Raw genomic sequence first — 26947 nt, 5'->3', positions numbered from 1 at the left:
GCGGGAGCCGGTGCCCTCGGGTCGGCAATCTGGGCGGGGATCGCAATGTGGTGGTCCGGCCGAACGGCCTCATGTTCGAACATCGATGGAAGATCGGAGCCCGATGAAATACTTCGTTTGCCTGGTATCGGCATGTGCGATGCTCGCTCTCGGTCCCGTGACGGCGGCGGCTTCCGCGCCGAAGGGGCCGAAGGACCAACCCGTGTATGTCTGCCTCGACAAGGTGGGGAAGAACTATCCGAGCCTTTTTCGCTGTGTACGAAATCGGGTCGGTCCGGGCCGCCCGGAAGTCGCTTGCATCAAGAACAATCGTCCGAACAGGCGGGGGACGGGCTATCGAAATTTTCGTGCGTGCATGATCAGGAAAGCGCCCACCGCCGATAAACTCAGCAACATTTTCTACAAGTGCGCTCAATCGAGCCCCGCCCGTGGAGGTGTGGGCTACAAGAACTTCCGTGACTGTGTACGCGATGCGGTGGGCGCGCTCTGAATATGTCTGCGGCGCTCAGCCCAACAGTGGTCGCAGCATTCGCGCGCCCGTGCGGTTGAGCCAGGTGCGTATGGTCATCAGATCCGGGTGCAGACCCCGCAGTTCGTGCACATCGACGTAGGGGATCGAGCCGTCACCCTTGTTGAGCCACTCGTAACCCTGAGCGAATCGTTCGTTGATGCGCCGCAGCTCCTCGATCGGACGCTGAATGTAGGGGACCCGATGGCCGGCGGCGGCGCTGATCTCGGCCGCTACCTGCGGTGGGGTCAGTACGTCGCCGACGAGTTCGAGGGTTTTGCCGCGGTAGTCGTCGGGTCGCGCCAGGGCCAGTGCGGCGAATGCGGCGATATCGGCCAGCGCGATGAATTGCTGATTGATATGCGGCGCGGCGGCGGTGCGCAGCGCGCCGTCGTCCGAGCGCCGGGATCGCGGTGCCCGCAGCGGTTCGCGAAGAGTTCGTGCGACTGTTCACCGAACTGCTGCGGCGGGCGCAGGAGGCGGGCGCCGTGCGGTCGGATCTCGATGTCGCCGACGTCCTGGATCTGGTGATCGGCGCCGCAGCCGCGCAGCGTCGCGCCCGGCAACGCGGTTCCGGCGCCGACCTGCTCGCAGTGACGCTCGCCGGACTGCGCGTCGCCGAACGGGTTTCGTCGTCGTCCAAAGGGAAACGGGTGCGGTGAATGCCGCCGGTGCGGCAGGGATTTCGATACGATGCCGTGCGCGTGGACCGCTCTGTTGACGACAACCCGGAGGAACTCGGTGACGGATCTCGCGGACTCGATCGAATCGATGGAACAACTGGCGTCGGGGTGGCGCGACCTGGTTCTCGATCGGGATGCGGGGGCCGATGTGCGCGATCTCCCCGGAATCGCGGTCCGCTGGGCCGATTCTCGCTTCCTGTTCTGGAACTGCGTCGCGCTGACCGAGATCGAAGCGGGTCCGCAACTGCTGCGACAGCGTTTGAGCCAGGCCGTGGACATCATGCGCTCGAAGCAGCGACCCGGCTTCCTGTGGGTGTTCGAGGATCTCCTCGACGAGCAGGCCCGTGCGGGGCTGCCTCAGGCGGCTGCGGGCGCGGGCCTCGTACACGCATTCCCCGCCACCGGTATGGCGGGTGATCTGCTCCCGATTCCCGAACCGCAGCACCCCGAGTTGACGTTCACGCGGGTGCGGACCGACGAACAGTTGCTCGCCTACGCGGATCTCAACTCCTCCGCCTACGGATTCCCAGTGGCGCACGGTCGCGCGGGACTCGTCGGCTCCGCACTGTGGAAGAGTGGGGTCTACGCCTATCTCGGTGTGCGGGAAGGGATTCCGGTGGCGTGCGCCGCGACGATCGAGGCGGCGGGCCGCCTGTTCGTAGTGCTGGTCGCCACCCACCCGGACTGGGAACGCCGCGGCTACGGCGAGGCCGTGACCCGCAAAGCGCTCCACGAGGGCGGGCGCGCGACCGGGCTGACCCGCGCCACCCTGCATGCCACGCTCGCCGGTGGTCCGGTGTACCGGAGGATCGGGTTCGTGCCCAATTCGCCGATTCACTTCTACAGTCTGGCGAGCTGAGATTCGGTTCGATCCGCAACGAGAGGTGGGCGGGACCGGAGTTCAGCCGAACCGGCTCGCGCCGTCGAATTCGGCGAGTGGCGCGGGTTCGACTTCGTCTTCGCCCAGGAGCAGGCCGCAGTCGGTTACCTCGCCGCGACCGAGTAAGAGCCCATCCGGTCGGTATTATTCGAACCATTGTCGAGCGATCCAGGAGTTCGCGAGAGGATCGGCGATGGCGGAGCTGCCACGGTACGCGCCGATGCTGGCCACGGCGGGCATCGTGCCCCGCGACGACACCGCGTGGAACTTCGAGGTGAAATTCGACGGCATCCGCGCCATCGGCTACATCACCGATGAACTGCGCATTCTGTCTCGCAACGACAAGAACATCACCGCGGCCTGGCCCGAACTCGCCGCGCTCGCGCCCGCCGACCCGCCCTTCGTCGTCGACGGCGAGATCGTGGCGCTCACCGCGGACGGGCGGTCCTCGTTCGAAGCGCTGCAACCGCGGATGCATCAGCGCAACCCGGCCACCATCCGCGCCCTGGCCGCGGCGATCCCGGCCACCTACCTGATCTTCGACCTGCTTCACATCGGCGATCGCTCGCTGATCGAACTCCCCTACCTGCAGCGCCGAGAACTACTCGAACAACTCGACCTGCGCGGCCCGCGCTGGCAGGTGCCACCCCGCCTCAGCGGTCCCGGCGCCGCCGTTGTCGACCAATCACGACGACTCGGGCTCGAGGGCATCCTCTGCAAACGCCTCGACAGTCCCTACCTGCCCGGTCGCCGCAGCCCACACTGGCTCAAGGTCAAGAACATTCGCGATCAAGAGATCGTGATCGTCGGCTGGAAACCCGGCGCCGGGCGCCGCGCCGGTCACATCGGCTCACTGCTGATGGCTGTCTACACCGACGCCGGCGAGTTGACCTGCATCGGCAACGTCGGCACCGGTTTCACCCAATCCGCGCTCGACGATCTGGCGGCGAGGCTCGAACCGCTGCAACGCAAGACGCCAACCACGGACGCCGACGTTCCCGATGTCAGGTGGGTCGAACCCCGTCTTGTCGGCGAGGTGTCCTTCAGCGAATGGACCGGTGACGGCCGCCTGCGCCACCCGTCCTGGCGTGGACTCCGCCTCGACAAAGAACCGCGACAGGTGAAGCGGGAACTAATCCGGCATGCGCGAAGCGGAACGCCATAGTTCGGTCGCGATCCACACTGCACCGACCGTCACCAGCGCGCCCCAGCCGATACGCGCCGCGTGCGGAAGTGAGAAATGCGGCAGGTACAGCACCATGGCGGTGGCCATCGGAACGCCGCTCCACCGCCGCACCGTGCCCGATCGCCACAGCGCGACAGCCGCGAGCACCGCCGCCGCGGCGATGAGGGCCAGTCCGATGGCGAAGACCGCGGCCGCAATGGGATTCATTCGGAAGTCTTCCCCGATCGCGGTCAGCGAGGCGTCGCCGTCGGCCACGGCACGCGCGCCGATTGCCCGCAGTCCGTACACCTCCGCACCGTAGTACGAGATGGCCAGCGCCGAGCCGATCTGGCCGAGCGTCGCCGCGAGATCGGCCAGGCGTTCGGTCCGCTTGTCTGCCAGGGTGTTTCGAAGCCCGGCCCACCCGAGCGGAATCAGGATGAGGCCGATGATGGCGGCGACATGACCGATCGACCACCCCGGCGAGGTCCAGGATGCCGCCCCCTCGAGCGTGTTCTGCGCGGTGCGCGGGGCAACTGTCTCGTAGACGAGGAAGAGGATGCCGGCCAGGGCAAGCCCCAAAGCGCCGATACGAACGCGTGATTCATGCACGATAACTCCAGCCGAGATCCGAAACAGAACAGAGAGCATTGATCTTTCTGGAGAGCAAGAGTCTCACAGTTCGACGCCCATGGCAAGAGCATCGCTCTCGATTGTCGGGATAGCCCACAGTCTCTGACATACTCGGCGCATCGAATCGAGGGAGGGTTGTGGCGCGGCGGTCGATCGTGTTCATTGTGTTCGATGGCATGAAGATGCTCGATGTGGCCGGACCCGCGGAGGTTTTCGCCGAGGCGAATCTGTCGGGTGCGGCGTACTCGATCGGGTATTTCTCGCCGTCGGGGGAGTCGGTGCGCACTTCGACAGGGATCCGGTTGCCTGTCGAGGGGGCTGTGGCCGAGGTTTTCGACGCGGATACCGTCTTGGTGTCGGGCGGGGATGTGCTTGTGGCCGAACCGCTTCCGGATGCCCTGACGGCCTCGGTGCGTATGGTCGAGCCGCGGCGGATGGTCTCGGTTTGTACGGGCTCGTTCGTGCTCGCGGCAGCCGGGATACTGGCGGGGCGGCGCGCTACCACGCACTGGCGGCACGCGGCGCTGCTGGCCCGGCGATATCCGGAGGTCGAGGTGCTGCCCGATGCGATATTCGTCGAGGACACCGGTGTTTTCACGACGGCAGGCGTCTCGGCGGGGATGGATTTGGCGCTCGCGCTCGTCGAACAGGACCACGGGCCGGAGCTGGCGCGCGAGGTGGCCAGGAGTCTGGTGATGTTCATGCAGCGGCCGGGTGGGCAGTCGCAGTTCTCGGCGCCGCTCGAGGTGCGGCCGGTGCGGACACCGACCGTACGGACGGTGGTCGATCTGATCGCGGCGCGGCCCGCGTTGGATCACAGTGCGCGCACCCTGGCGGCGCGGGTCGGGGTCAGCCCGCGCCAGTTGGCTCGACTGTTCGCCGACGAGTTGGACACCACGCCCGCGAAGTTCGTGGAGCGGGTGCGGCTCGATCACGCCAAATCGCTGTTGGACGCCGGTCACGGTGTGGCCTCGGCCGCGCGGGCCGCCGGATTCGGCAGTTCGGAGACCATGCGGCGGACATTCGTCGCGCGCCTCGGTGTTTCGCCGAGCCACTATCGGGACCGGTTCGGTACGACGGGGCGTTGACGCGCCGGTGTCCGGATCTGTGGGCAACCGGACAAAATCCTCGGTGGGAAACTTTCGCACCCTCCCGAAAAGTGGAAGTGGTCAGCATGACGCGCGAATCCCGGAGGAACCGATGTCCGAAATCATCGCGGGAATCACCATTCCCGATACCGAACTGACCCGAGCCGCCACCACACTCGTCCGAAAGGCGGCCGATGACACCCTCTTCCATCATTCGCGCCGGGTATTCCTATGGGGTGCGCTGAAAGCGGCCGCGCGCGGACTCGAAGTCGATCTCGAACTCGCCTATGTCGGCGGCCTCTTCCACGACCTCGGCCTCACCCCGACCTATATGACGAGGAATCAGCGCTTCGAACTCGACGGAGCCGAAGCCGCCCGCGCCTTCCTGCTCGAACACGGCCGCACCGAGGACGAGGCCCGCGCCGTCTGGCTGGCCATCGCCCTGCACACCACCCCGGAGATCCCGCTGCACTTGGCTCCGGAGGTCGCCGTGGTCACCCTGGGCGTGGAGACGGATGTCCTCGGCCTGGACCTGCTCGAGATCACCGACCGCCAACGCGCCGAAGTCGTGGCAGCCCACCCGCGGCCCGATTTCAAGAACCGCATCCTGCGAGCTTTCTACGACGGCATTTCCCACCGCCCCGACACCACATTCGGTACCGTGAACGCCGACGTTCTGGCCCATTTCGACCCGAATTTCCACCGCGGGGATTTCGTTGCCGTCATCCGCGACAGTGTCTGGCCGCAGTAGCGCTTTCGGTGCGTGCCGGGGTGGCGTCCGCCATCAGTCGGCTGAGCCGTTCAATCCGCCGGTCGCGGTGGGAGCAGTCCGTCGACCAGTGCGCGCAGGCCATCCGCGTAGGTGTCGCGGGCGGCCAGTTCGGGCCAGCGGTCGGCCAGTGCGGCCAATCGTGGCCATTCGGATTCGGTTGTCCGGGAATGCAATACGGCGTCGCGGAAGATCGGGTCGGTGCGTTCGCGGCGTTGTCCGGCGCGGGTGCGGACCAGGATCTCCCCGACGGTGTAGTACCAGATGCTCCGATACAGGCGCACCGCTTCGTCTTCGGTGCAGCCCGCGTCGAGCGCGCCGGACACCATGGCCTCGACCATCCACAGGGCACCCGCGCCCAAAAGGTCGTCGGCGGTGAGGATTTCGACGATCCACGGTGCGGCGGCGAGGGCGTCGCGCATCGTGGTGGCGGCGGTGCGGATCCGTTGACGGGGGTTGTCGGGGAGTGCGGGGCGTTCGATCGCCTCGGCGTAGTGATCGAGCAGTTGGATGAGCAGATCCTCGCGGTCGCGGACGTGGTGGTAGAGCGTGGTCGCGGCGGTGCCGGTCTCGGCGGCGAGGCGGCGGATGGTGAGCTGTTGCCAGCCGTCTCGGTCGATCAGCCGTTGGGCGGCCGCCAGGATTTCCGCGCGGGAGGTGCGCGGGGGTCGGCCGGTGCGCCGTGCTGTCGATGGCATCACACCATCTTCGGTCCCTCGACATTTCCCGGTCGCGTCGGCATACTTTTCGTACATGTTCGAAAAGTGGAGGAGCAACCGGTGAGCGCACCGATCGATATGTTCGAATCCCTGATCCACCTGCGCGACGGCGGTGTCATCGACGCCACGCCACGCAGCGGGAACCGCGACGCCGGACTGTGGACCATCTCGGCCTTTCACGCCCAGAGCAATACCAGTCTGCACGCCGACCACTGGGAGCGGCATCCGGTCGGCGACGAACTGCTGCTGGTCCTGTCCGGCGTGCTCACCGTCCACCTGCGCCACGGGGATCACCCGCCGACCACCTTGCGGCCCGGCGCCTACTACCTGGTGCCCGCGGGCGCCTGGCATCGACTCACCGTCGAGGAGCCCGGCGACCTGCTGAGCATCACGCCCAGGGTCGACACCGAACACGAACCCGTCTCGGCCTGAGGCGCTTTCGGGGCCTTAGTTCAGCGCAGCGCCAGCGCCAGGAAGAAGTCGACGCGGTCGGCCAGTCGGGACAGGTCGCGGCCGGTCAGTTCCTCGATGCGTTGGACGCGGTAGCGCAGGGTGTTCACGTGGACGTGCAGCAGTTCGGCGCATTTGGTCCACGAGCCCGAGACCTGGAGGAAGGATTCCAGGGTGTGCACGAGGTCGGCGCGGTTGTCCTGGTCGTAGGTGGTGAGCGGGTCGAGCAGGCGCAGCCGGAACATATGCCGCACCTCATCGGGGACGCTTGCCAAAAGCAGCATGTGCGTACCCAATTCGCCGTGTTCGACGACGCAGGCGGGTTCGGGGCGGGCCGCGGCCATCCGTCGGGCGTAGCGGGCCTCCTCGACCGCGCCGCGCACCCCGTCCGGATCCACCACCCCGCTGACGCCGACCGAGAGCCTGCCGCCGCGCAGCCCGGCAGTCAAAGCCGCGACGGCGGTGCGTATTTCGTGCACCACCGCATCGGCCCGGTGCGTGGCGACCAGCGCGATCACCTCGGATTCGACGACGCCGACGGCGGGGTCACGGCCGAACAGTATCTCGCGCACCAGCATTCGCACCTCGCCAGGGCGCAGCGGCGTGGCGTCGGCGGCCACCGCGAGATAGCGTTCGCCCGTACTCGCGCCGGTCAATTCCAGCCGGGACCGCACTTCGGCGGGCGCGGCATCGGAGACGATGAGCTGAATCAACTCCTGCGCGAGCCGTCCCGAGGTGTGTTGGCGGTCGTCGTGGCGGGCGCGTTCCAGCGCGGCCACCGCCGCCAATTCCGCCGCGAGCGCGCGCCGCTCCTCGGGCCAGTAGCGGTGATCGCCCTCGAAGACGAGCAGCCAATCGGCGGCCCGCGAGGTGGCGTGCTCGTCGACGGCGAACAGCGACAGCGGTTCGTCGCCGGCGATCAACCGCGGTAGCCGGTCGGCCGCCAGAAAGGCGGCGGTGACGCCGGGCGGTGGTTCGGCCCGTCCGGCGACCAGCCGCCCGGTCGTCGAGAGGACCCAGCAGCGCATCCCGAGATCGCGTTCGATCAGGTCGAGCACGGGGCCAAGGCCGTCACCGGCGACCAGTTGCCGGTGCCGGTCGAGCACCGCCGTCAGATCCGCCGCCCTCCCGGTCGACAGCCGCCGGGTGATCCGCTCGGTGACCTGCGCGAAGGCGATGTTCTCCGGAACACGGAACAGCGGCAGCCGATAGCGGCGGCATGCGGCGACGATATCCGGTGGCGCACCACCGTAGCGGGCGTCGCCGGTGGCCAGCGCCGCCGCGCCCGCGCGCGCCACCGCGGCCACGAAGATCTCGCTGTCGGCGGGCTCCCGATGCCAGTACAGGCCGGTAACCACGAGTTCGCCACCGGAGAGGTAGCGGCTGGGGTCGAGCATGTCGGTGACGACCACCCAGCGCACGAACCGGTCCAGCTCGTCCTCGCCCGTGACCAGCTCCAAGCCCAGTTCGGGCATGGTCAGCAGGGATCGTAGGCGCACGTTTGCGAACGTTAGCGCCGCTGTTGGACAAAAGTACGAAAACGCCGCCGGTAGTCCGGTCCGAATTCGGAGATATCGGTCCTGGTTCGTGGATGTCCACAGCGGGTGTACTTGGATCGGCACCCGGTTCGACCGCGACGCACCGGGCCGCTTGCCCGCACTTCCCGCGCTATCCGGTGCGTTCGGGCGGCCCGAGCCGCGGAGCTTCTGGAGCGAGCATGGATTTCCTGAGACCCGAAAGCTGGTCGCACGCACTGCGTCTCGCGGCCGACCACCCCGACGCCCTGCCGATTCACGGCGGTACGGACGTGATGGTGGAACTCAATTTCGATCGCGGCCGCCCACCCGCGCTGCTCGACCTCACGCCCTGCCGCGAACTGGGCGCCGTGCGCGAGGTGGACGGCGCGCTACGGGTCGGCGCGGGCGTTTCGTACGCGGCGATCATTCGCGACCTGCGCGGCGACGCACCCGCGCTGGCTCAGGCGGCGCGCACGGTCGGATCACCGCAGATCCGCAATCGCGGCACCGTCGGCGGCAATCTCGGCGCGGCCTCCCCGGCGGGTGACAGCCATCCCGCGCTGCTCGCGACCCATGCGGTGATCGAGGTGGCCTCGGCGGCGCGCGGCGCCAGGATGATCCCCATCGACGAGTTCTTCCTCGGACCCAAGCGCAATGCGCTCGAGCCCGATGAGCTCATCGCCGCGATCTGGATGGAAAAGGCAGACGGGCCACAGTATTTCGCGAAGGTCGGGACCCGCAACGCCATGGTCATCGCGGTGTGCTCCTTTGCCATCGCCCTGCATCCCGGCACGAGATCCGTTGGCACCGGGATCGGTTCGGCGGGACCGACCCCGCTGCGGGCAGTCGCCGCCGAGGAATTCCTCGCCGCACGGTTGCCTTGGAACGATCCCGCACCGCTCTCGGCAGGGATCGGGCGCGAATTCGGGGCGATGGTCGCGCAGGCGGCGCAGCCGATCGATGATGTGCGAGGGACGGCGGACTATCGACGGCACGCCCTGTCGGTGCTGGCGCGCCGCACCCTCGACTGGTCTTGGAAAGACCATGTGGCGCACGGGAAGGCGGCGTGATGCGGGTCAACTGCGAGGTCAACGGGGTTCGCGAGACGGTGGACGATATCTGGGAGGGCGAGAGCCTGCTGTACATGCTGCGCGAGCGAATGGGTCTTCCGGGGGCGAAGAACGCGTGCGAACAGGGTGAATGCGGCTCGTGCACGGTGTATCTGGACGGCGTCGCGGTCTGCGCCTGCCTGGTCGCGGCGGGTCAGGCACAGGGGCGTTCGGTGCGCACGGTGGAGGGTTTGACGCCGGGCGGTGAACTCGATCCGGTGCAGCGCGCCTTCCTCGACGCGGGTGCGGTCCAATGCGGTTTCTGCACACCGGGTCTCATTGTCCAGACGCACGATCTGCTCGCGCGGGTGCCCGATCCCTCCGATGCCGAGATTCGCGAGGCGCTGGCCGGAAATCTTTGTCGCTGTACGGGTTACGAGAAGATCGTGGACGCGGTGCGACTCGCGGTGCGCCGGCGGGCCGAACAGTGACCGCGCTGATCATCGAGCACGCCTATCTCACCCCGGTCGCCGGTCCGGAGATCGCCTCCGGTCATCTCGTCATCGAGAACGGTCGGATCGCGGCGCTGGGTGCGGGACCCGGCCCCGACCTCCCGGCCGCGCGCCGCCTCGACGCCACCGGCTGCCTGGTGACGCCCGGTTTGGTCAACACCCACCACCACCTGTACCAGTGGGCGACCCAGGGCCTGTATCAAGACGCCTCCCTGTTCGAATGGTTGACCGGCCTCTACCGCCTGTGGGCGCGGATGGACGCCGAGATCGTCCACGACACCGCCGCGGCGGGATTGGGTTGGCTCGCCCTCAGCGGCTGCACCACCAGTAGCGACCACCTCTACCTGTTCCCGAAGGGGCGTGGCGACCTGTTCGCGGCCGAGGTGCGCGCGGCGCGCGAGATCGGACTGCGCTTCCATCCGTGTCGCGGTTCGATGGACCGGGGCCGCAGCGCGGGCGGACTGCCGCCCGACGAAGTGGTGGAGGACCGGGAGGAGGTCCTGACCCGCACCTTGGAAACCATTGCGGAGTACCACGATCCGTCCTTCGAATCCATGCTGCGGGTGGCCGTCGCACCGTGCTCGCCGTTCTCGGTGACCGCCGACCTGATGATCGAATCGGCCGCGTTGGCCCGCCGCAGCGGTGTCCGACTGCACACCCATCTGGCCGAGACACTGGACGAAGAGGAGCACTGCCGCGCGCAAATGGGCTGTACCCCGGTGGAATACGCGGACAAACTGGGTTGGCTCGGTCCCGATGTGTGGCTCGCGCACGCGGTGCACCTGCGCGACACCGATATTCGCCGCATCGCCGAGACCGGCACCGGAATCGCACACTGCCCCAGTTCCAATGCCCGCCTGGGCGCCGGAATCGCCCGGGTGACAGATCTTTTGGCGGCGGGCGCCACGATCGGGCTGGGAGTGGACGGCGCGGCCTCCAGCGAATTGACCTCGCTCGCCGGGGAAATGCGCCAAGCCCTGCTGTTCCAGCGGGCGGTGCGCGGACCTCGGGCGCTCACCGCGCGACAGGCGCTCGAGTTGGCGACGGTGGGCGGTGCCCGAAACCTGGGGCGCGAGCGCGAGATCGGCACCCTGGAACCCGGCAAGCTGGCCGATATCGCGGTGTGGCGGGTGGACGGCTTCCGCGCGGCGGTGGCGGATCCGGTGTGCGCGCTGGTCTTCGGACCGCGACCGCCGCTGGTTCGACTGCTGGTCGGCGGGCGGACCGTGGTGGCCGACGGCGAATTGCGGACGGCGGCACAGGATGTGGTCGGTCGAGCGGGCGCGTTGGCGCACCGGCGGCTGCGGCGATTCGAGCAGGAGGGGCGATGACCGAGACCAGGACCACCCGATTCCCCGGCGCGGTCGCGGCCCCCGGACGCGACGGCATCGGCGCGAGCCCGGCGCGTCCGGACGGCGCGCTGAAGGTGAAGGGCGAATTCGCCTATGCCTCCGACCTCTGGCTGGACGGAATGCTGTGGGGCGCGACGCTGCGCAGCCCGCATCCGCGCGCCCGGATCGTTCGGATCGACCTCGGACCCGCGCTGGCCATATCCGGCGTGCGCGCGGCGCTCACCCACGAGGATGTGCCGGGCCGCAAGCTGTACGGACTGGACCGGGTGCCCGATCAACCCGTGCTGGCCATGGGCGAGGTGCGCCACCATGGCGAGCCGATCGCGGTGGTCGCGGCCGATCATCCGGAGATCGCGCGCCGTGCCGCGGCCGCCATCGCCGTCGAATGGGAGGTGCTGGAACCGATTACCGATCCGCTAGTGGTACTGCGGGATCCGGACCGGCACCGGGTGCAGGAGCGCGGCGGGATCGTGCGGCATCAGCCGGTTCGGGTCGGGGATGTCGCGGCCGCTCGCGCGCTCGCCGATGTCGTTGTGTCCGAGGATTATTCGGTGGGCATTCAGGATCAGGCCTTCCTCGGTCCCGAGTCGGGCCTGGTGGTTCCCGCCGAAGACGGCGGACTCGACTTCTATGTCGCCACCCAGTGGATTCACAATGATCTGGCCCAGATCGCGCCGAGCCTCGGACTCGCGCCGGAACGGATCCGGATGACCCTCGCGGGCGTCGGCGGGGCCTTCGGCGGTCGCGAGGATCTGTCCATGCAGATCCATGCGGGCATGTTGGCGCTGCGCACCGGCAAGCCGATCAAAATGGTGTACGGCCGCGCGGAATCGTTCTTCGGTCACGTGCACCGTCATCCGGCGCTGCTGCACTACGAATACGGGGCGACCAGAGCCGGAAAGATCGTCTACGCCAAGGTGCGCACCGTGCTCGACGGTGGTGCCTACACCTCCTCGACCCCCAATGTCGTGGGCAACGCCGCCTCGCTCGCGGTGGGTCCGTACGAGATTCCCAATCTGGAGATCGACGTCTACGGCGTTTACACCAACAACCCGCCGTGCGGGGCGATGCGCGGATTCGGCGCGGTGCAGGCGTGTTTCGCGCACGAGTCGATGATGGATCTGGTGGCGCGGGCGCTTTCGCTCGACCCGGTCCGGGTGCGGCAGATCAACGCCGTGGCGCAGGGGTCGCGACTGGCCACCGGCCAGGTGCTGCACGCGCCCGCGCCACTGGCGTCGATGCTGGATCGCGCGGCGGCACTCGCGCTACCGGATCCTTTGGACTCCGGTGATATTCGCAATCTGCCCGGCGGCGTCTCGCAGACCACGCATGGCGAAGGCGTGCGGCGCGGTATCGGCTACGGGGTCGGCCTCAAGAACATCTGCTTCTCCGAGGGTTCCGACGACTATTCGACCGCCAGGGTGCGACTCGAGGTCATCGGCGGCGAACCGGTCGCGCTGGTGCATACGGCGGCGGCCGAGGTGGGTCAGGGCCTGGTGACGGTGCAGGCGCAGATCGCGCGCACCGAACTCGGCATCGAGCGGGTCGATATGCATCCGGCCGACAACGCGGTGGGCGACGCGGGCTCCTCCTCGGCCTCGCGACAGACCTACATGACCGGTGGCGCGGTGCGAGCAGCCTGCGTGGCGGTGCGCGATCGGCTGTTGGAAAGGGCGGCCGCGCAGGGCCTTTCGGCGGATTCGGTGGTCGGCGGCAAGATCGTCGCACACTCCGGTGCGGTGCTGGTCGCCGTGGCGGACCTGCTCGGCGAGGATTTCCTGGAGGAGACAAGGGAATTCCGGCATCGGCCGACCACGCCCATGGATCCGGTCACCGGTCAGGGCGACAGCCACACCCAACTGGCGCTGTGCGTGCATCGGGCCGTGGTGGATGTGGACACCGAGTTGGGCTTGGTGAAAGTCGTTGCCCTGGACGCGGTGCAGGATGTGGGGCGGGTCATGCACCGGGTCGCCCTGGAGGGGCAGATTCACGGCGGCGCGATCCAGGGGCTCGGTCTGGCGGTCATGGAGGAGATCCAGGTGCGCGACGGGAAGGTGCGCAACCCGTCCTTCACCGACTATCTGATCCCGACGATTCTCGATACGCCGCCGCAGCGGCTCGAGATCCTCGAAAACCCGGACCCGCGAGCGCCTTACGGTCTGCGCGGCGCGGGCGAACCACCGACCCTGTCCTCGACACCCGCCATTGTCGCGGCCATTCGCGACGCGTGTCGTCGAGCGGGCGGAACCGGGCGTATCACCCGGGTACCGGTCCGACCCGACGACATCATTCGGGCGACCTAGGGGATGGCATGTGGGATATCGCGAACGGGCTGCGGCAATGGCATGCGGCGGGGCGGGAGTATGCGCTGGCCTCGGTGATCGGCGTGCGCGGCAGCGCGCCGCGTCCGGTGGGGGCGGCGATGGCGGTGGATTCGGCGGGCGCCGTCATCGGGAGCCTTTCCGGTGGATGTGTGGAAGGCGCGGTGTACGAGCTGTGTCGGGAGGTGTTGCGCAGCGGGGCGCCGCTGCGGGAGCGGTTCGGGTACAGCGGGGAGGACGGTTTCGCGGTCGGATTGACCTGCGGCGGTTCGCTCGAGGTGTTCGTGCAACCGGTGCGGGCGGCCGCGCGTGTGGTTTTCGACGCGGCGCTGCGGGCGCAGGAGGCGGTGACCCTGGTGCGCGATCTCGCGACCGGTGCGGCCATGGCGTTGGGGGAGTCGTGGTGTGTCGGCGCCGAATTCGGCGCCGAGGTGATCGCCGAAGCGCGGGTGGCGCTCGAACTGGGCGCGACCGGAGTGCGGGTGGTGGGGTGCGATCCGCAGTTGCGCACGGTTTTCGTGGAGTCGCGCGTCGCGCCACCACGTTTGCTCGTTTTCGGCGCCGTGGATTTCGCCGCCGCGGTGGTGCGAATCGGGAAGTTCCTCGGCTATCGGGTGACCGTCTGCGATGCTCGCGCGGTATTCGCCACGGCGGCGCGGTTTCCCGAGGCCGATGAGGTGGTGGTGGATTGGCCGCATCGCTATCTCGCGGCGACGGCGGTGGACGCGCGGACCGTGCTGTGCGTGCTCACCCACGACCCGAAATTCGATGTGCCGCTGTTGGAAGCGGCGCTGCGACTTCCGGTGGCCTACGTTGGTGCGATGGGTTCGCGACGCACCCACGCGGATCGACTGCTCCGGTTGCGTGCGGCCGGACTGTCGGAAAGTGAACTGGCGCGGCTGCGTTCGCCGATCGGACTCGATCTCGGTGGCCGCACCGCCGAGGAGACGGCCGTCGCCGTCGCCGCCGAGATCGTGGCGGTGCGGCGCGGCGGCTCCGGGCGCTCGCTCAGCGGTGTGGACATTCCCATCCACCACGATCCGGACGTCTTCAGACCTTCAACCCGTGCTTCGTGACATAGGCGTTCTGGAAGAAGATCAGCCCGCCGAGGACGACCAGCCACTGCACGGTGCTGACCAGCGGCACCGAATCGACCGGCAGGGTGTAGGCCAGCGCGATGCGCACCACCGCGTCGACGAGGAAGGTGACTCCCCAGACGGCGGTCAGCAGGCGCAGGTGGTGGCGGAAGCGAGAGTCGGTGTCCCAGCGCGCATCCCACTGTCGATAGCCCGCCTCGCCGATCTTCGCGGTGACGATCGCCTGCGCGGTGATCCGCATGAAGGGCCGCCGGGTCCATAGCGTGAGCAGGATCCACGCGCCGAGCGCGCCGAACAGCCAGCTGTCGCGCACCAGCAGCGTGCGGGCATCGCCGGTGATCAGCGACATCACCGCGCCGAGGGTGATGAGGGTGAGCGTGCACAGCGCCACCATGTCGAGCCTGCGCTGCCGCACCGCGCCATGGATCAGGAATGGCACCGTGATCAGGGCGGGGGCCAGCAGGGCGAGCAGCGGATGCGCGCCAGCCGCGCGCAGCGCGTAGTAGCCGCCCAGGGGCAGCGCCACTTCGAGCAGGAGCTGTCGGGCGAAGTGGCGGCGCAGGGCGGCGCGGCGCTCGGCGGGTGTGCTCGGCGCGGAAACGGCCTGGGGGATCATGATTTCGGCTCCGTCGCGGTGGTTTGGCGGGTGGCGATGTCGAAGGTGTCGGCCAGTTCGCGGGCGCAGGCCGCGGTGTCGAAATTCGGATCGGCGATGGCGCGGGCGATGGCGGCGTCGCGCGCTCCCCGGATGGCCAACACCATCGTGGGCACGTCGAAGTCGCGGAACTCGCCGGTCCGCTGGCCGTCCCGCAGCCACTGCTCCTGGGTGGCGGCGAATTCGGCCAGTTTGTCGAGCAGGCCGAACAGTTGCGGATCCTCGGCGCCCGCATTGGCGACAATGCTGGACAGCGCGCGCTGGTGATGCGGATATTTGTCCAGCAGTGCGAGATTGGCGGCGAAGTAGGCGCGCAGTCGCGCTGCGCGCCCGGCCTCGGCATCCAGTTCGGCGGTGACGAATTCCGAGGCGACGCGGACGATTTCGGCGGTGACCGCGCGAATCAGGTCGTTCTTGCCATTGAAGTGGTAGGAGATCATGCCGGTGCTGCTCAGGCCCGCCTGCTTGGCGATCTTCGCGAAGGAGGTGTTCGGATATCCGTGCTCGGCGACCACCTCGATGGCCGCGTCCACGATCTGGGCGCGGCGGGCGTTCTCGGTGAAGGTGCGCTCCTCCTGCTTGCGCGACCTGTCTTTTGCTTGCATGAGCAAAACTTACCGCGCCTTGCTCAAATGAGCAAGAAATGGGTTATGCGAGCAAAAGTCCGATGGGTCAGGCGTAGCGGGCGATATCCAGGACGGTGAGCTCATTGCCGCCGATGGTGGCGGCCAGGTAGAGCTTGCGGCCGTCGGCGGAGATGGCGAGCACCGGTTCGAAACCGTTCGGGGCCGGGATGGCGTCGACGACGGTGCGGCTGGTCGTATCGATCACCTCGACCACACTGCTGGTGGGATCCTTCATGCCGACGGCGAAGACGTACTTGCCGCTCGGCGCGACCGCGAGCGCCGCGCCGGACACCCGGAAGTTCACCGTACTGACGACCGCGTTGGTCGCGGTGTCCACCAGGTCCAGACCCTCGCCGGGGCGCGGCAGATACAGGAAGCGATTGTCGGGACTCACCGCCAGGCGCGTGGGCTGCTGCTCGCGGGCGATATGCGCGATCACCGTGTCGGTCGCGGTGTCGACCACCGAAACCCCGTGCGGGTCACCGACATAGACGCGTCGGCCATCGGGGGAGACGACGAGCAGTTTGACGCCTTGCAGGTCGCTCGCGCCGAAGGAGACGGTGTTCAGCGGGGCCAGGGTCTGGGTGTCGTACACCGTGACAGTCGGTTTCGTGCCATTGGCCACGTACAGTTTGCGCCCGTCCGGCGCGACCGCGATGGTCTGTCCCGACGCGTGACCCTCCCGAACCGTCTGCCGGACAACGCTATTGCTCGTCGTGGCGATGGCGGCCAACGCGCCATCGGTCACGACGTAGACGTAGGCGCCGTCCGGTGCGACCGCCAGCGCGTACGGTGTGCCCGGTGTCGGCACGGTCGCGGCCAACTTGGTGGACTCCGCATCGATGACCGAGACGGCCTTGTCCTTGCGATTGGCCGCGAACACCCAGCGCGCATCCCGCCCCACCGCGATACTGCCGACATCGGCGGTATACACCCTGGGCGGCCCGCTCTGGGTGCTGATGCCGATGGACGGGCCGGATGCGTTGCGGTCCTTGCTGTCTCGCGATCCGCTCGACGAGAACGCCACCAGGACGCCGAGGATGATCAGCGCCATCACCAGGGCGCATCCGGCCACCAGGAACGGCAGCATCTTGCGCGCTTTGCGGGACAATACGGGCGGTTTGCCGGGGTGCGGCGGTAATCCCCGCGGTCCCGGCCGCAGCCCGGCCGTGCGCTGATCCCACTGTTGCGGCGTCGCGCTGCCGAGGGCGGGGCCGTAGGGCTGCGAAACCGGTTGGCCGCCAGGGGTTCGCGTCGGGGTGGGTTGGAGTCGATACGGTTCGGTGGGGGCTTGGGAGGGTGGAATCTCCACGGGCCGAAGGGATTCGGTGGGCGATGATTCGGGAGTGACCGGTGTGGCGGGCTCCGCGGTCGCGACCGTCGCCATCCGGACGGTCTGCGGAATCGGGGGATCGAGACGAACGACCAGCTGAGCGGCCAGCGGGCGGGCGTCGGGATCCTTCGCCAGACACTCGCGCAGCAGTTCGCGCAGCGGTTCCGGGACGGCGCGCAGATCCGGTTCGGCTTCGAGAACCCGATGCAGCAACTCGATCGGTGCGCCATTGCCGAATGGCCCGTTGCCCGTCGCGGCATAGACGAGCGATGCGGCGAGTCCGTAGACATCGGCGGGCGGACCGACCAGGCCGCCTGCGGCGGCCTCGGGGGAGAGGTAGCCCGCGGCGTCGGCGGTGGACGCGGCGGCCGTGCGCAATTCGGCGGAGGAAGGGGTGATGCGGATGGCGGTGGGGGTGATCGCGCCGTGCGATCGGCGGGCGGCGTGCAGCCGGGCCAGCTTGCGCGCGAGGTCGACGGCCAGTTGTCGCACCAGGTCCGCGGGCAGCGGTCCCTGCGCGGCAATGATCTCCGGCAGCGAACCGCCTGCCTCGGTACCTGATTCCACCGATATCCCCTCGCTCGCACCGGATTCCGATCGGCCGCGCCGACCCGGTCTTGTTCCTCATCATCTTCCGCCACCGCGCCGGGCCTATTCGTCGCCGGGTCCGCCTCACCACCTTGGCACGTGGCCGCGCCGATCGGCCATCATCCGGACTCGCCACGCCCGGAGTGTCGACCCGAGGTCGGGCTCGCCGAATCGGGGCAGAATCCAGGTCCGTGGACACCATCGAACTTCTCGGACGCGCCGTGGATCAGTTGGGCACCGTCATCGCCGATATCCGCCCGGAGCAAGCGGACCTGCCGACGCCGTGTGCCGACTGGGATGTGCGCGCCCTCGCCCAACACGTCATCGGTCTGGATCTGCGGAACTTCCTGGTCTCGGCCCGCGGCGAAAGGCCGGACTGGCAGGAACCCGCCGATCCGCTCGGTCCCGACTGGTCCGCCGATTACGCCGCCGCCAGTGCGCCGCTGCTTCCGGTCTGGCGTGCCGCCGACCTCGACGGCCCCCTGCGCTCGAGCCTGGACCAGCAGATCGCCGAACTGACCGCGCACTCTTGGGACTTGGCCCGCGCCACCAACCAGCCCACCCCGCTCGACCCGGCATTGGCCGAGCATTCCCTCGCCTGGGCTCGAACTGCCCTGCTGCCCGAATATCGAGGTGCGGGTATGGGATTCGGCCCCGAAGTCCCGGTCGCCGCCGATGCGCCGGTCTATGACCGGCTCGCCGCTTGGTTCGGTCGCAATCCGGCTTGGCCGTTCTAGTTCGAACAGATCGCCCCTGTCGAAGCGGCAGGATGCACCGACGCCCGCGCACGGCATGCCGTGCGCGGGCGTTCGTGTCTGCGGCTCACGCAGCCAGGGCATTCAGAAAATTAATCCTGACCCGTTGAGATATTAAGAAATTCAAGGTAGAAATAAAGATGTCATCGACCGAAGGGAGCCGAGCGTGGAGTGGCAGGAGCTGACGGACTTGACGCACGGACAGTCGTTCGTAGTCGAGCGGGTTCGCCTCGCGGGCAGTGGTATCGCGATCGAGGGGCAGTTCGAGCCGCCGCCGCTGGCTCGACTCAGCGTCGAGGACCAGGTGTTCGTCGCGGCGTTCGTGCGCTCGCACGGGTCGATCAAGGAGATGGAGCGGATGTTCGGGGTCAGCTACCCGACGATCAAATCCCGGTTGAACCGGATCTCCGAACTGTTCGATTTCGTCGACACCGATCCGGAGCCCACCGGCTCCGATGTCGTCGATCGCCTGCAGCGCGGGGAGATCAGTGTCCAGGAGGCCCTGGCCGAGTTGGAGCGTCCGCGATGATTCCGTATCTGGTGACGATGCGCCTGCACCGTCGCGACGGTCGCAGGTTGCGACTGTGGATTCCGGTGCCGCCGGTACTGCTGGTGCTGTGGCCATTTCTGGTGCTCGCCCTGCCGGTCGCGATGATCGCCTGCCTTGCCGCCGGAGTGCCTCCGGTGGGAGCGCTGCGCGGCATCGGCCGAGTGCTGTGGGCGCTGCCCGGCACAAGGATCGAAATCGAGCAGGGGCCAACGGCTCTGTTGATAAGCGTCAGATGAAAGGAGAGGTCAGTGAACGAGCAGCGTCGCCGAATCCTGGAGATGTTGGCGGAGGGGAAGATCACCGCCGACGAGGCCGAGCGGCTGATCGATGCCCTCGAGCGAGTGCCGCCGCAGGCGCCGCAGCGCGTCGAGCGCGGCGCGAAACCGAAGTATCTGCGCGTGGTGGTCACCGAGAACGCCGGTGGCGCGGAGCCGGGCCGGGTGAATATTCGGATCCCGCTCCAATTGCTGCGCGCCGGGGTCCGGCTCACCAGCCTCGTGCCCATGTGGGCGGTGGCGCGGCTGAACGCGGAGTTCAAACGCGCCGGGATCTCGGTCGACCTCACCGAGCTCAAACCCCAGCATCTCGAGGAGCTCATCGATCAGCTCGACGACCTCGTTGTCGACGTCGATCAGCTCGACGACAAGGTCCAGGTCTATTGCGAATGACCCCGTCTCGCGGGGCGGGTTTCCACCGAGAGAAGAGAGAACCATGAGTATCAAACCTTGGACCGGCATGGTGTCGGTCGACGACACCGCACTGGCCGTCACCGACACCGGCGGTTCGGGACGTGTCATCGTCTACCTCAATGGCGGCTACGCGAGCCAAACCACGTGGCGGCGGGTGATCGCCGATCTCGGCGACGGCTACCGGCACATCACCTATGACGAGCGGGCGCGCGGCAAATCGAAGCGGTCGGCGGACTACTCCTTCGAAGGGGCGGTGCGGGATATCACGGCCGTACTAGCCGCACGCGGGGTGGAGCGCGCGATTCTGGCGGGCTGGTCCTACGGCGCACTCCTGTCGTGGTACTGGGCCGAACGCAACCCGGACCGCACCGACGGGCTGGTGACCGTCGATGCCGCCCCGTCGGGTCTGACCGGCCCGGAGGGCGAGGCGCGGATCCGGAAACTGTTCCACCGCATGCGGTTCGTGCTGCCGTTGGCGTCGCTGTTCGGTTTGGCCGGACGGATGTCGGCCGCCCAGCACGCCGAGGTCGGCATCGACGCCAACAGGTACGCCGCGGCCGCCGTGCCGCTGCTGGAGCAGTTGACCTGCCCGGTGCGTTTCGTCCTGGCCACGGGCAATAGCCTCGGTAGTGAGGACGGCGAGATGGAAAAGACGCGGGCCTCGCTGGCGCCCGTGCTGGCCCACAATCCGAATGTCAAGGTGAGCGCTAAGGTCGCGAGCAACCACAGCACCATCATGCGCAAGGACTGGCGCGCCGTCGCCGAGGCGATTCGCGAGGTCGCCGCCGTTCGCGGCCACGCCGTGAGCTGATTTTCTTCTGCTGAATTCCCAACGGGGGTCGGGGAATTGGGGTGGGTACCGTGGGGGTGTGAGCGCAGTGGACCAAGGCGCGATTGGTGAGCTGGGCGGTGCGCGCCGACGATATCGATGCGACGGTGCGGGCGGCGCGGGCGGGCGGTTTCGATCCGGGTGTGGTGGTGGACATGTCCTGCACGAACTCGACCTCGCCGTCCGCTGCTGCGACCGCCCGGTGGTCTTGGATCACGGAAAGGTCGTCGCCGCAGGGGAAGTGCTCGAGGTGATGACGCCGCGGCTGCTGTGCACCGTCTTCGGTGTCGTCGCCACCGCGCGGCGCCACTCGGACGGCATCATCCGATTGCACTACGCGGCAGAACCTTTGGCTTAGGGCCTATGCGCCGCTGGCTCTGCGCTGCCCGCCGAGTCGCGTCGCGGTGATGAGATCCTCGCGCGCCCGCGCGACCCGCGAGCGCACCGTGCCCACCGGGCAACCGCAGACCGCGGCCGCCTCGGCGTAGGACAACCCCAGCACCTGGGTGAGGACCAGTGCCTCGCGCCGCTCGGGCGCCAAATCGTCGAGCAGCAGGTTCAATTCGACGATATCGGAGGGGCCGCCCTGGCGATTCCCGGTTTGACGATCGGCGGCGGCCACCCAGTCGACGCCGTCGGCGATGCGAGGGCGTGCCACGGCCATGCGCACCTGATCCACCACCACTCGGCGGGCGATGGACAGCAGCCAGGTGCGGGCACTGGAGCGGCCCTCGAAGCGGCGGATGCTGCCGAGGGCGCGCAGGTAGGTCTCCTGGGTCAGGTCGTCGGCGCGGCCGACCTCGGTGAGATGGGCCAGCAGCCGCCACACATCGCCCTGCGTGGCGCGAATGAAGGCTTCCAGCGCGCGCCGGTCCCCGTGGGCCGCCGCGAGCGCGAGCCGAGTGGTCTGGTCGTCCTCGGCGGGCGTCGGCATGGATCCGACAATAGCCAATCCCCGGATGTGGCGAATCCGGGGGCGGCGGCGGGAACTTCGCTCCCGGTTTGTCCGACAATCTTGGTGTGGAGTGCAAAGTGTGCCGGACGGCGCTGTCGGCCCGCATCGACGGCGAACGCGAAACCGTTCCCGCGCCGCTGGTGGACGCGCACCTCGAGGGGTGCGCCGAATGCTGCTCCTGGTATGCCGCCGCCGTCGAGTTGTCGGGTCAGCTGCGCGGGACCTCGGTCCCCGCGCCGGATCTCACCGCCGCCATCTTCGCCGCCGCGGATCTCGAGCGTCCGCGCTGGTCGCGGCTGCATCGATGGACCCGTCCTCCGGTGCGCCTCGGCGCGGCCCGAATCCTGTTGGCACTGCTCGGTATCGCCCAGGTCGGGTTGGCGCTCGCCCAGTTCGGCGGTCTCGATTTCGGGATGAGTCACCACCACGGCGCGCAGGCGACCCGGCATCTGATCAACGAGAGCACGGCGTGGAGCCTGGCCATCGGTATCGGGGTGCTCTATTGCGCCCTGCGCCCGCGCGCCACCTCCGGGGTGCTGCCGGTGCTCGGGGTGCTGGTGGTCGCGCTCACCGCGTTCGTCGCGGGCGACCTGTATTCCGGTGTGGTTCCGGTGTCCAGAGTGCTCTCGCATCTGGTGCTGGTGGCCGCGCTGGTGCTGGTCGCGGTCGTGCATCGGATGCGGCGGTCCGGGACCTCGCCGCCCGCCAGGGAAGCCCTGCCCGCGCCGACGGAGCTGGTGCTCCCGCCCGGCGCGCGGTTGGGCCGCCGCACCGCGCACCTGCGCGCCACCCGAGACCCCGCCGCCTGAGCCACGAGAAACGGACGATGACCGACCTAGCCCTGCGCCCCGAGCCCACCCGGATCTCACTCGCCGTCACCGGAATGACCTGCGCCGCCTGCGCCAATCGCGTCGAGCGCAGGCTCAATCGCGTCGACGGAGTCACCGCCTCGGTGAACTACGCCACCGGCGTCGCCACCGTCGACGCTCCGGAAACGGTGAGTGCCGATGACCTTTGCGCCGAGGTGGTGGCGGCGGGCTATGGCGCGGAACCGGTTTCGCCGCACACGCCCCGGCTGGATTCGGCCCCCGAGGCGGTCGCCGTCCGGGACCTGTTCCGCCGCTTGGTGGTCGCGCTGGTGCTGTTCTTCCCGCTGGCCGATCTCTCGGTGATGTTCGCCACGGTGCCGTCCACCAGGTTCACCGGCTGGCAGTACCTGCTCACCGCGCTGGCGTTGCCGGTGGTCGCCTGGGCGGCCCTGCCCTTCCACCGCAAGGCGCTCTCCGGTGCGAAAAACGGTGCGGCGAGCATGGATACGCTGGTATCGGTGGGTGTGCTCGCGGCCACGCTCTGGTCGCTGGACACCATGTTCCTGCACCCGGATCGGGTCGGCGCCGCGGCGGTCGGTGTGTGGCAGGCGATTTGGTCGAGCGATTCCATCTATCTCGAAGTCGCCGCGGGCGTCACCACTTTCGTGCTGGCCGGGCGGTATTTCGAGGCGAAGGCCAAGCGCGCTGCGGGCGGTGCGCTGCGGGCGCTGGCGGCGCTCGGCGCGCGGGAGGTGAGCGTGCTGACCCGCGACGATCGCGAGATGCGGGTGCCCATCGGCGAACTCGTGGAAGGGCAGCGGTTCGTGGTGCGGCCGGGGGAGACGATCGCCACCGACGGTCTGGTGCTCACCGGATCATCGAGTATCGATGCCAGTGCCATGACGGGTGAATCGCTGCCGGTGGATATCGGTCCCGGTATGGAGGTCGTCGGCGGCACCACCGCGCTGACCGGGCGGCTCGTCGTCGCGGCGGCGGCGGTCGGCGCGGATACCAAGCTGTCGGGGATGATTCGGCTCGTCGAACAGGCCCAGACCGGCAAGGCGCGCATGCAGCGGGTCGCCGACCGGGTGTCGGCGGTCTTCGTACCGATCGTCTTCGCCGTCGCGGCACTGACTTTCGCCGGTTGGCTGCTGGTGGGCGCGGATGCCGCGCGGGCCGGGGCCGCCGCGTTGGCGGTGCTGGTGGTCGCCTGCCCGTGCGCGCTCGGGCTGGCCATCCCCACCGCGCTGATGGTGGCCTCGGGGCGCGGGGCGCAACTCGGCATCTTCATCAAGGGACATCAGGCACTCGAGGCCACCCGCGATGTCGACACCGTCGTCCTGGACAAGACCGGGACGGTGACCGAGGGCGCGATGAGCCTGGTGGCGGTGACCGCCGCGGACGGCTGGACCGAGGACGAGGTGGTGCGCCTGGCGGGCGCCGTGGAATCCGCCTCGGAGCACGCGATCGCCGCCGCCGTGGTGGCCGCCGCTCGGGAGCGCGGCGCCGCACTGCCCGAGGTCGAATCCTTCGCGGCACTACCGGGTTTGGGCGCGCGGGGTGTGGTCGAGGGCCGAACGGTGACGATCGGCAGGCCGACACTGTTCGACGGGCGGGCGCCGCAGGCGATGAATCGCGCGGTGCGCCAACAGGAACGGTTCGGACGCACGGCGGTGCTCGTCGCCGTGGACGACACGGTGGTGGCGGTACTCGCCGTCGCCGACACCGTGAAGCCCGGTGCCGCGGCGGCGGTCGCGCGGCTGCGGCGACTCGGGCTGCGCACCATGATGCTCACCGGCGACAACGCCTATGCCGCGCAGGCGGTCGCCGACGAGATCGGCATCGAAGAGGTTGTCGCGGAACTGCTCCCGGAGGGCAAGGTCGAATTGATCGCCCGCATGCAGGAGCAGGGCAGGCGGGTGGCCATGGTCGGCGACGGCATCAATGACGGCGCGGCACTGGCCACCGCCGATCTCGGCATGGCGGTGGGCGCGGGCACCGACGTGGCCATCGCCGCCGCCGACATCATCCTGGTCCGGCCCGATCTCGGCGCGGTGTCCGACGCCATCGAACTCGCCCACGCCACCCTGCGCACCATCAAGGGAAATCTGGTGTGGGCCTTCGGCTACAACATCGTCGCCATCCCGATTGCCGCCCTCGGCTCGCTCAACCCGCTCATCGCGGGCGCGACCATGGCCTTCTCCTCGTTCTTCGTCGTGTCCAACAGCCTGCGCCTGCGTCGTGTTCGATTGGGCTGACACAGCTGGTATTCGATTGGGCCGGCTCAACGGCGGGTGCGGGCGAGCTGTTCGAGCATGGCGTTGTAGGCGGCCAGGTCCGAGTCGCCGTATTCCTCGTCGCGGCGGTCGGTGCGGGTGGCGGTGCGGCGGTCCTGGGCCACCCACTGGGTGAGCAGTGCGCCGACCACCAGCAGAATCGGGACTTCGCCCGAGACCCAGGCGATTCCGCCGCCGGTGTGCTGATCGGAGAGCAGATCGATGGGCCAGTTCAGTTCGAGTTGCGGGTAGAAGCGGTCGCCGATGACGGTGGTCATGGACATGACCGCGATACCGAAGAAAGCGTGAAAGGGCATGACCGCGAACAGCATGCCGAGTCGACCCAGATGCGGCAGGCGGCGCGGACCCGGATCGATGCCGATGATGCCCCAGTAGAAGAGATAGCCGACCAGCAGGAAATGCACATTCATCGCCAGGTGACCCCAGTGGTAGCGGATCAGCGCGTCGAACAGCGGCGTGAAATACAGCGCGTAGGGGGAGAGGGCGAACAGCGCCAAGGCGATACCGGGATGGGAGGCGATCGCCGTGGCGCGCGAATGCAACAGGGACAGCACCCATTCGCGCACGCCGGGCGGCCCGCCGCGCGGCGCGGGGGCCACGGCGCGCAGCAGCAGTGTCACGGGTGCGCCGAGCACCAGCAGCACCGGTACGAACATATTCAGCACCATGTGCTGGATCATGTGCATGCTGAACATGCCGTAGCCGTAGGAGCCGAGTCCGGAGGAGGTGGCGAGCAGCAGTGCGAGCCATCCGATGATCCAGGACGTGGTGCGCCACCGGGACCACTCGTCCCCGCGTCCGCGCAGCCGCAGCACCCCGGCGACATAGAGTGCGCTACCCGCGAGGGCAGCCGTGCCGAGCACGATATCGAAGCGCCACAGCGTGATCAGCCGCATGACCGTAGGTGCGTGCGGTAGATCGAAGCCGAGGAAGACCTGCTGGGCGGTGAATTTGCGATCGGCGAAGGCGGGGGCCGGACGCAGCGCCATGGCCACCACGATCGCCTGCCCGATGATCGAAACCGCGGCCGCCCAAGCGATTCGGCTCATCGAGGAATTCCCGCGCACCAGCAGCGCAATCGCCGCGGCGGCAGCGACTCCCGACAGGGCCAGCCGCCCGTAGCCGGTGTTCGGTAGCGCGGCAGGGGGCAGCAGCACCGCGACCAGCACCAACCCGCTCACCGTCGCGGCGCCGAGACACAGCCGCACCAGCAGGACGCAGCGCCGCAGGACGATCTCGGATTCCGCGCCGCGCCACAGGTGTTCGGCGGTGCACCAGAGCAGGCCGGGAAGCACCGAGATCGCGATCCGGAACACGACCATCGCCCCGGTGCCGTAGTCGTGGTCCGGCCCCTCACCCGCGTTCCCGACCATCGAGGCGGGCAGCACGCCCAGGACGGCGATCCAGGTGAGTATCGCGGAACCATTCCAGGACAGGGTGATTCGCGAGACGACCCCGATCACCGCCGCGAAAACGGCGGCCACCACCCACGCCTTGGGCTTCTCGCTCGCCTCGAGCAGCGGGACGAGCGCGCCGGTGCGCAGCAGCGTGGCCGTGGTCATTCCGCCCGCCTGCGCCGCCGCCACCGGAATCAGCGCGACCGCGGCCATCACCCACACCAGGCTCGCCCGCTCGACCAATCGCATTCCGGCATAGCCGTTCACATCGAGCCGTTTGGTGGACGCGGACGCGCACAAGGCGTAGACCAAGGCCCCCAGGGTGAGCGCGCCCGCGATATCGGCCACCGCCCGCAATCCGGAATACAGTGCCGCGTCGAAGGGACCCGGATAGGCGGTGCCCGCCGACGCGTACGGCCACGCGCCCGCCGCCACGAAGGTGCCCAACACCAACACCGAGATCAGGACCGCTGCCGCGACCTGCCACCTCTTGTCCATCATCGTGAAACGTCAACCCTCGCGTCGCGCACCGGAATCGAACCGCATATGAGTTACGGGTCGGTTGGGCGGTGCGAAAGTTCCCGAGACTTGGTCACTTGTCGCGAAATGTGAGTCCGACGGCGTGATTGGACGAAAGTTGGTATCGGGATGGGTCGAAGGTCGTCCGCAAGATCGGGATTGGACCCGATGCGGCAGGCAGGCGGGATTTCTAGGCTGGTTG

The 26947-nt window shown here is 68.5% G+C and carries 29 protein-coding genes; 20 read left to right on the top strand and 9 right to left on the bottom strand.

Features of this window, described 5'->3' with window-relative positions; genetic code table 11:
• Nucleotides 1–103 precede the first annotated feature (103 nt).
• The gene (locus D5S18_RS34480) at nucleotides 104–490 is read left to right on the top strand and encodes a hypothetical protein (RefSeq protein ID WP_147404037.1); all 387 of its coding nucleotides are present in this window, start codon (nucleotides 104–106) and stop codon (nucleotides 488–490) included.
• A 15-nt stretch (nucleotides 491–505) separates the two neighbouring features.
• Here D5S18_RS34480 and D5S18_RS36405 read toward each other — a convergent pair whose 3' ends face one another.
• Nucleotides 506–892 (bottom strand): NmrA family NAD(P)-binding protein, encoded by a 387-nt coding sequence (locus tag D5S18_RS36405; protein ID WP_439651155.1) that lies wholly within the window; start codon nucleotides 890–892, stop codon nucleotides 506–508.
• Nucleotides 893–915: 23 nt separating this feature from the next.
• Between D5S18_RS36405 and D5S18_RS20855 the strand changes: the two genes are divergently transcribed.
• From D5S18_RS20855 to ligD, 3 genes are all read left to right on the top strand, one after another.
• Entirely contained in the window at nucleotides 916–1170 is a 255-nt protein-coding gene (locus D5S18_RS20855) for an SbtR family transcriptional regulator (protein WP_439651154.1), read from the top strand.
• Nucleotides 1171–1249: 79 nt separating this feature from the next.
• A complete protein-coding gene (locus D5S18_RS20850; RefSeq protein WP_239003898.1) occupies nucleotides 1250–2050 on the top strand; it encodes a GNAT family N-acetyltransferase in 801 nt (266 codons plus the stop codon).
• Nucleotides 2051–2264: 214 nt separating this feature from the next.
• The gene (ligD, locus tag D5S18_RS20845) at nucleotides 2265–3236 is read left to right on the top strand and encodes a non-homologous end-joining DNA ligase (RefSeq protein ID WP_239003897.1); all 972 of its coding nucleotides are present in this window, start codon (nucleotides 2265–2267) and stop codon (nucleotides 3234–3236) included.
• On the opposite strand, the gene D5S18_RS20840 is transcribed toward ligD, so the two are convergent.
• Entirely contained in the window at nucleotides 3204–3848 is a 645-nt protein-coding gene (locus D5S18_RS20840) for a hypothetical protein (protein ID WP_147404035.1), read from the bottom strand. The genes ligD and D5S18_RS20840 overlap by 33 nt on opposite strands.
• Before the next feature lie 158 nt (nucleotides 3849–4006).
• On the opposite strand from D5S18_RS20840, the gene D5S18_RS20835 reads away from it, so the two are divergent.
• Together D5S18_RS20835 and D5S18_RS20830 are read left to right on the top strand one after the other, a co-directional pair.
• Nucleotides 4007–4957 carry a GlxA family transcriptional regulator gene (locus D5S18_RS20835; protein WP_282434864.1) on the top strand — a complete coding sequence of 317 codons (951 nt, stop codon included), beginning with the start codon at nucleotides 4007–4009 and terminating at the stop codon, nucleotides 4955–4957.
• Between the two features lie 112 nt (nucleotides 4958–5069).
• Nucleotides 5070–5708: an HD domain-containing protein gene (locus tag D5S18_RS20830; RefSeq protein ID WP_120042709.1), complete on the top strand. Its 639-nt coding sequence runs from the start codon at nucleotides 5070–5072 to the stop codon at nucleotides 5706–5708.
• Between the two features lie 50 nt (nucleotides 5709–5758).
• Here D5S18_RS20830 and D5S18_RS20825 read toward each other — a convergent pair whose 3' ends face one another.
• On the bottom strand, nucleotides 5759–6424 hold the full coding sequence (locus tag D5S18_RS20825; RefSeq protein WP_120042908.1) for a TetR/AcrR family transcriptional regulator: 666 nt from the start codon (nucleotides 6422–6424) through the stop codon (nucleotides 5759–5761).
• Nucleotides 6425–6505: 81 nt separating this feature from the next.
• On the opposite strand from D5S18_RS20825, the gene D5S18_RS20820 reads away from it, so the two are divergent.
• Nucleotides 6506–6877, top strand: a complete 372-nt coding sequence (locus tag D5S18_RS20820) for a cupin domain-containing protein (protein ID WP_147404034.1) — start codon at nucleotides 6506–6508, stop codon at nucleotides 6875–6877.
• Nucleotides 6878–6897: 20 nt separating this feature from the next.
• Here the strand turns inward: D5S18_RS20820 and D5S18_RS20815 are convergent, their stop codons facing one another.
• A complete protein-coding gene (locus tag D5S18_RS20815) occupies nucleotides 6898–8394 on the bottom strand; it encodes a PucR family transcriptional regulator (protein WP_120042707.1) in 1497 nt (498 codons plus the stop codon).
• Nucleotides 8395–8612: 218 nt separating this feature from the next.
• Here D5S18_RS20815 and D5S18_RS20810 point away from each other — a divergent pair, with 218 nt between their 5' ends.
• Genes D5S18_RS20810 through D5S18_RS20790 form a run of 5 tightly spaced genes read left to right on the top strand, consistent with a single transcriptional unit; the run spans nucleotide 8613 to nucleotide 14722 of the window.
• The gene (locus D5S18_RS20810) at nucleotides 8613–9482 is read left to right on the top strand and encodes an FAD binding domain-containing protein (protein WP_120042706.1); all 870 of its coding nucleotides are present in this window, start codon (nucleotides 8613–8615) and stop codon (nucleotides 9480–9482) included.
• Nucleotides 9482–9952, top strand: coding sequence for a (2Fe-2S)-binding protein (locus D5S18_RS20805; RefSeq protein WP_120042705.1), 471 nt, complete (start codon nucleotides 9482–9484; stop codon nucleotides 9950–9952). The genes D5S18_RS20810 and D5S18_RS20805 overlap by 1 nt, the downstream gene beginning before the upstream one ends.
• Nucleotides 9949–11304, top strand: a complete 1356-nt coding sequence (locus D5S18_RS20800; protein ID WP_439651152.1) for an 8-oxoguanine deaminase — start codon at nucleotides 9949–9951, stop codon at nucleotides 11302–11304. Before D5S18_RS20805 ends, D5S18_RS20800 begins: the two co-directional genes overlap by 4 nt.
• Nucleotides 11301–13628: a xanthine dehydrogenase family protein molybdopterin-binding subunit gene (locus D5S18_RS20795; RefSeq protein ID WP_120042704.1), complete on the top strand. Its 2328-nt coding sequence runs from the start codon at nucleotides 11301–11303 to the stop codon at nucleotides 13626–13628. The genes D5S18_RS20800 and D5S18_RS20795 overlap by 4 nt, the downstream gene beginning before the upstream one ends.
• Before the next feature lie 8 nt (nucleotides 13629–13636).
• Entirely contained in the window at nucleotides 13637–14722 is a 1086-nt protein-coding gene (locus D5S18_RS20790) for an XdhC family protein (RefSeq protein ID WP_120042703.1), read from the top strand.
• Here the strand turns inward: D5S18_RS20790 and D5S18_RS20785 are convergent.
• The 3 genes from D5S18_RS20785 to D5S18_RS36140 form a co-directional block, all read right to left on the bottom strand.
• On the bottom strand, nucleotides 14697–15359 hold the full coding sequence (locus tag D5S18_RS20785; RefSeq protein WP_120042702.1) for a VC0807 family protein: 663 nt from the start codon (nucleotides 15357–15359) through the stop codon (nucleotides 14697–14699). The two genes, D5S18_RS20790 and D5S18_RS20785, sit on opposite strands and share 26 nt — an antisense overlap.
• Nucleotides 15356–16003, bottom strand: coding sequence for a TetR family transcriptional regulator (locus D5S18_RS20780; protein ID WP_120042701.1), 648 nt, complete (start codon nucleotides 16001–16003; stop codon nucleotides 15356–15358). Before D5S18_RS20780 ends, D5S18_RS20785 begins: the two co-directional genes overlap by 4 nt.
• A 67-nt stretch (nucleotides 16004–16070) precedes the next feature.
• Complete coding sequence (locus tag D5S18_RS36140) at nucleotides 16071–17924, bottom strand: cytochrome D1 domain-containing protein (protein WP_120042700.1); 1854 nt, start codon at nucleotides 17922–17924, stop codon at nucleotides 16071–16073.
• Nucleotides 17925–18136: 212 nt separating this feature from the next.
• Here D5S18_RS36140 and D5S18_RS20770 point away from each other — a divergent pair, with 212 nt between their 5' ends.
• The 6 genes from D5S18_RS20770 (at nucleotide 18137) to D5S18_RS35390 (ending at nucleotide 21126) form a co-directional block, all read left to right on the top strand.
• A complete protein-coding gene (locus D5S18_RS20770) occupies nucleotides 18137–18682 on the top strand; it encodes a TIGR03086 family metal-binding protein (RefSeq protein ID WP_203236833.1) in 546 nt (181 codons plus the stop codon).
• 184 nt (nucleotides 18683–18866) lie between these two features.
• On the top strand, nucleotides 18867–19229 hold the full coding sequence (locus tag D5S18_RS20765) for a DUF2089 domain-containing protein (protein ID WP_120042699.1): 363 nt from the start codon (nucleotides 18867–18869) through the stop codon (nucleotides 19227–19229).
• Nucleotides 19226–19486, top strand: a complete 261-nt coding sequence (locus D5S18_RS20760; RefSeq protein ID WP_120042698.1) for a hypothetical protein — start codon at nucleotides 19226–19228, stop codon at nucleotides 19484–19486. The genes D5S18_RS20765 and D5S18_RS20760 overlap by 4 nt, the downstream gene beginning before the upstream one ends.
• 12 nt (nucleotides 19487–19498) lie before the next feature.
• On the top strand, nucleotides 19499–19918 hold the full coding sequence (locus D5S18_RS20755; protein ID WP_120042697.1) for an SHOCT-like domain-containing protein: 420 nt from the start codon (nucleotides 19499–19501) through the stop codon (nucleotides 19916–19918).
• Nucleotides 19919–19961: 43 nt separating this feature from the next.
• A complete protein-coding gene (locus D5S18_RS20750) occupies nucleotides 19962–20750 on the top strand; it encodes an alpha/beta fold hydrolase (protein WP_239003896.1) in 789 nt (262 codons plus the stop codon).
• 58 nt (nucleotides 20751–20808) lie between these two features.
• The gene (locus D5S18_RS35390) at nucleotides 20809–21126 is read left to right on the top strand and encodes an ATP-binding cassette domain-containing protein (protein ID WP_203236832.1); all 318 of its coding nucleotides are present in this window, start codon (nucleotides 20809–20811) and stop codon (nucleotides 21124–21126) included.
• A 3-nt stretch (nucleotides 21127–21129) separates the two neighbouring features.
• On the opposite strand, the gene sigC is transcribed toward D5S18_RS35390, so the two are convergent.
• Nucleotides 21130–21702 carry an RNA polymerase sigma factor SigC gene (gene sigC, locus D5S18_RS20740; protein ID WP_120042696.1) on the bottom strand — a complete coding sequence of 191 codons (573 nt, stop codon included), beginning with the start codon at nucleotides 21700–21702 and terminating at the stop codon, nucleotides 21130–21132.
• Between the two features lie 86 nt (nucleotides 21703–21788).
• On the opposite strand from sigC, the gene D5S18_RS20735 reads away from it, so the two are divergent.
• Together D5S18_RS20735 and D5S18_RS20730 are read left to right on the top strand one after the other, a co-directional pair.
• The gene (locus D5S18_RS20735) at nucleotides 21789–22532 is read left to right on the top strand and encodes a zf-HC2 domain-containing protein (RefSeq protein WP_158607915.1); all 744 of its coding nucleotides are present in this window, start codon (nucleotides 21789–21791) and stop codon (nucleotides 22530–22532) included.
• A 17-nt stretch (nucleotides 22533–22549) separates the two neighbouring features.
• Entirely contained in the window at nucleotides 22550–24790 is a 2241-nt protein-coding gene (locus tag D5S18_RS20730) for a heavy metal translocating P-type ATPase (protein WP_203236831.1), read from the top strand.
• A gap of 26 nt (nucleotides 24791–24816) precedes the next feature.
• Here D5S18_RS20730 and D5S18_RS20725 read toward each other — a convergent pair whose 3' ends face one another.
• A complete protein-coding gene (locus D5S18_RS20725) occupies nucleotides 24817–26727 on the bottom strand; it encodes a cytochrome c oxidase assembly protein (protein WP_120042693.1) in 1911 nt (636 codons plus the stop codon).
• Between the last annotated feature and the right edge of the window lie 220 nt (nucleotides 26728–26947).

Origin of the sequence: Nocardia panacis (assembly GCF_003598715.1) — a bacterium.
In the GTDB taxonomy this organism is placed as follows: Bacteria; Actinomycetota; Actinomycetes; order Mycobacteriales; family Mycobacteriaceae; genus Nocardia; species Nocardia panacis.
The sequence above is the reverse complement of the archived record's forward strand: the minus strand, read 5'-3'. Positions and strand labels throughout refer to the sequence as shown.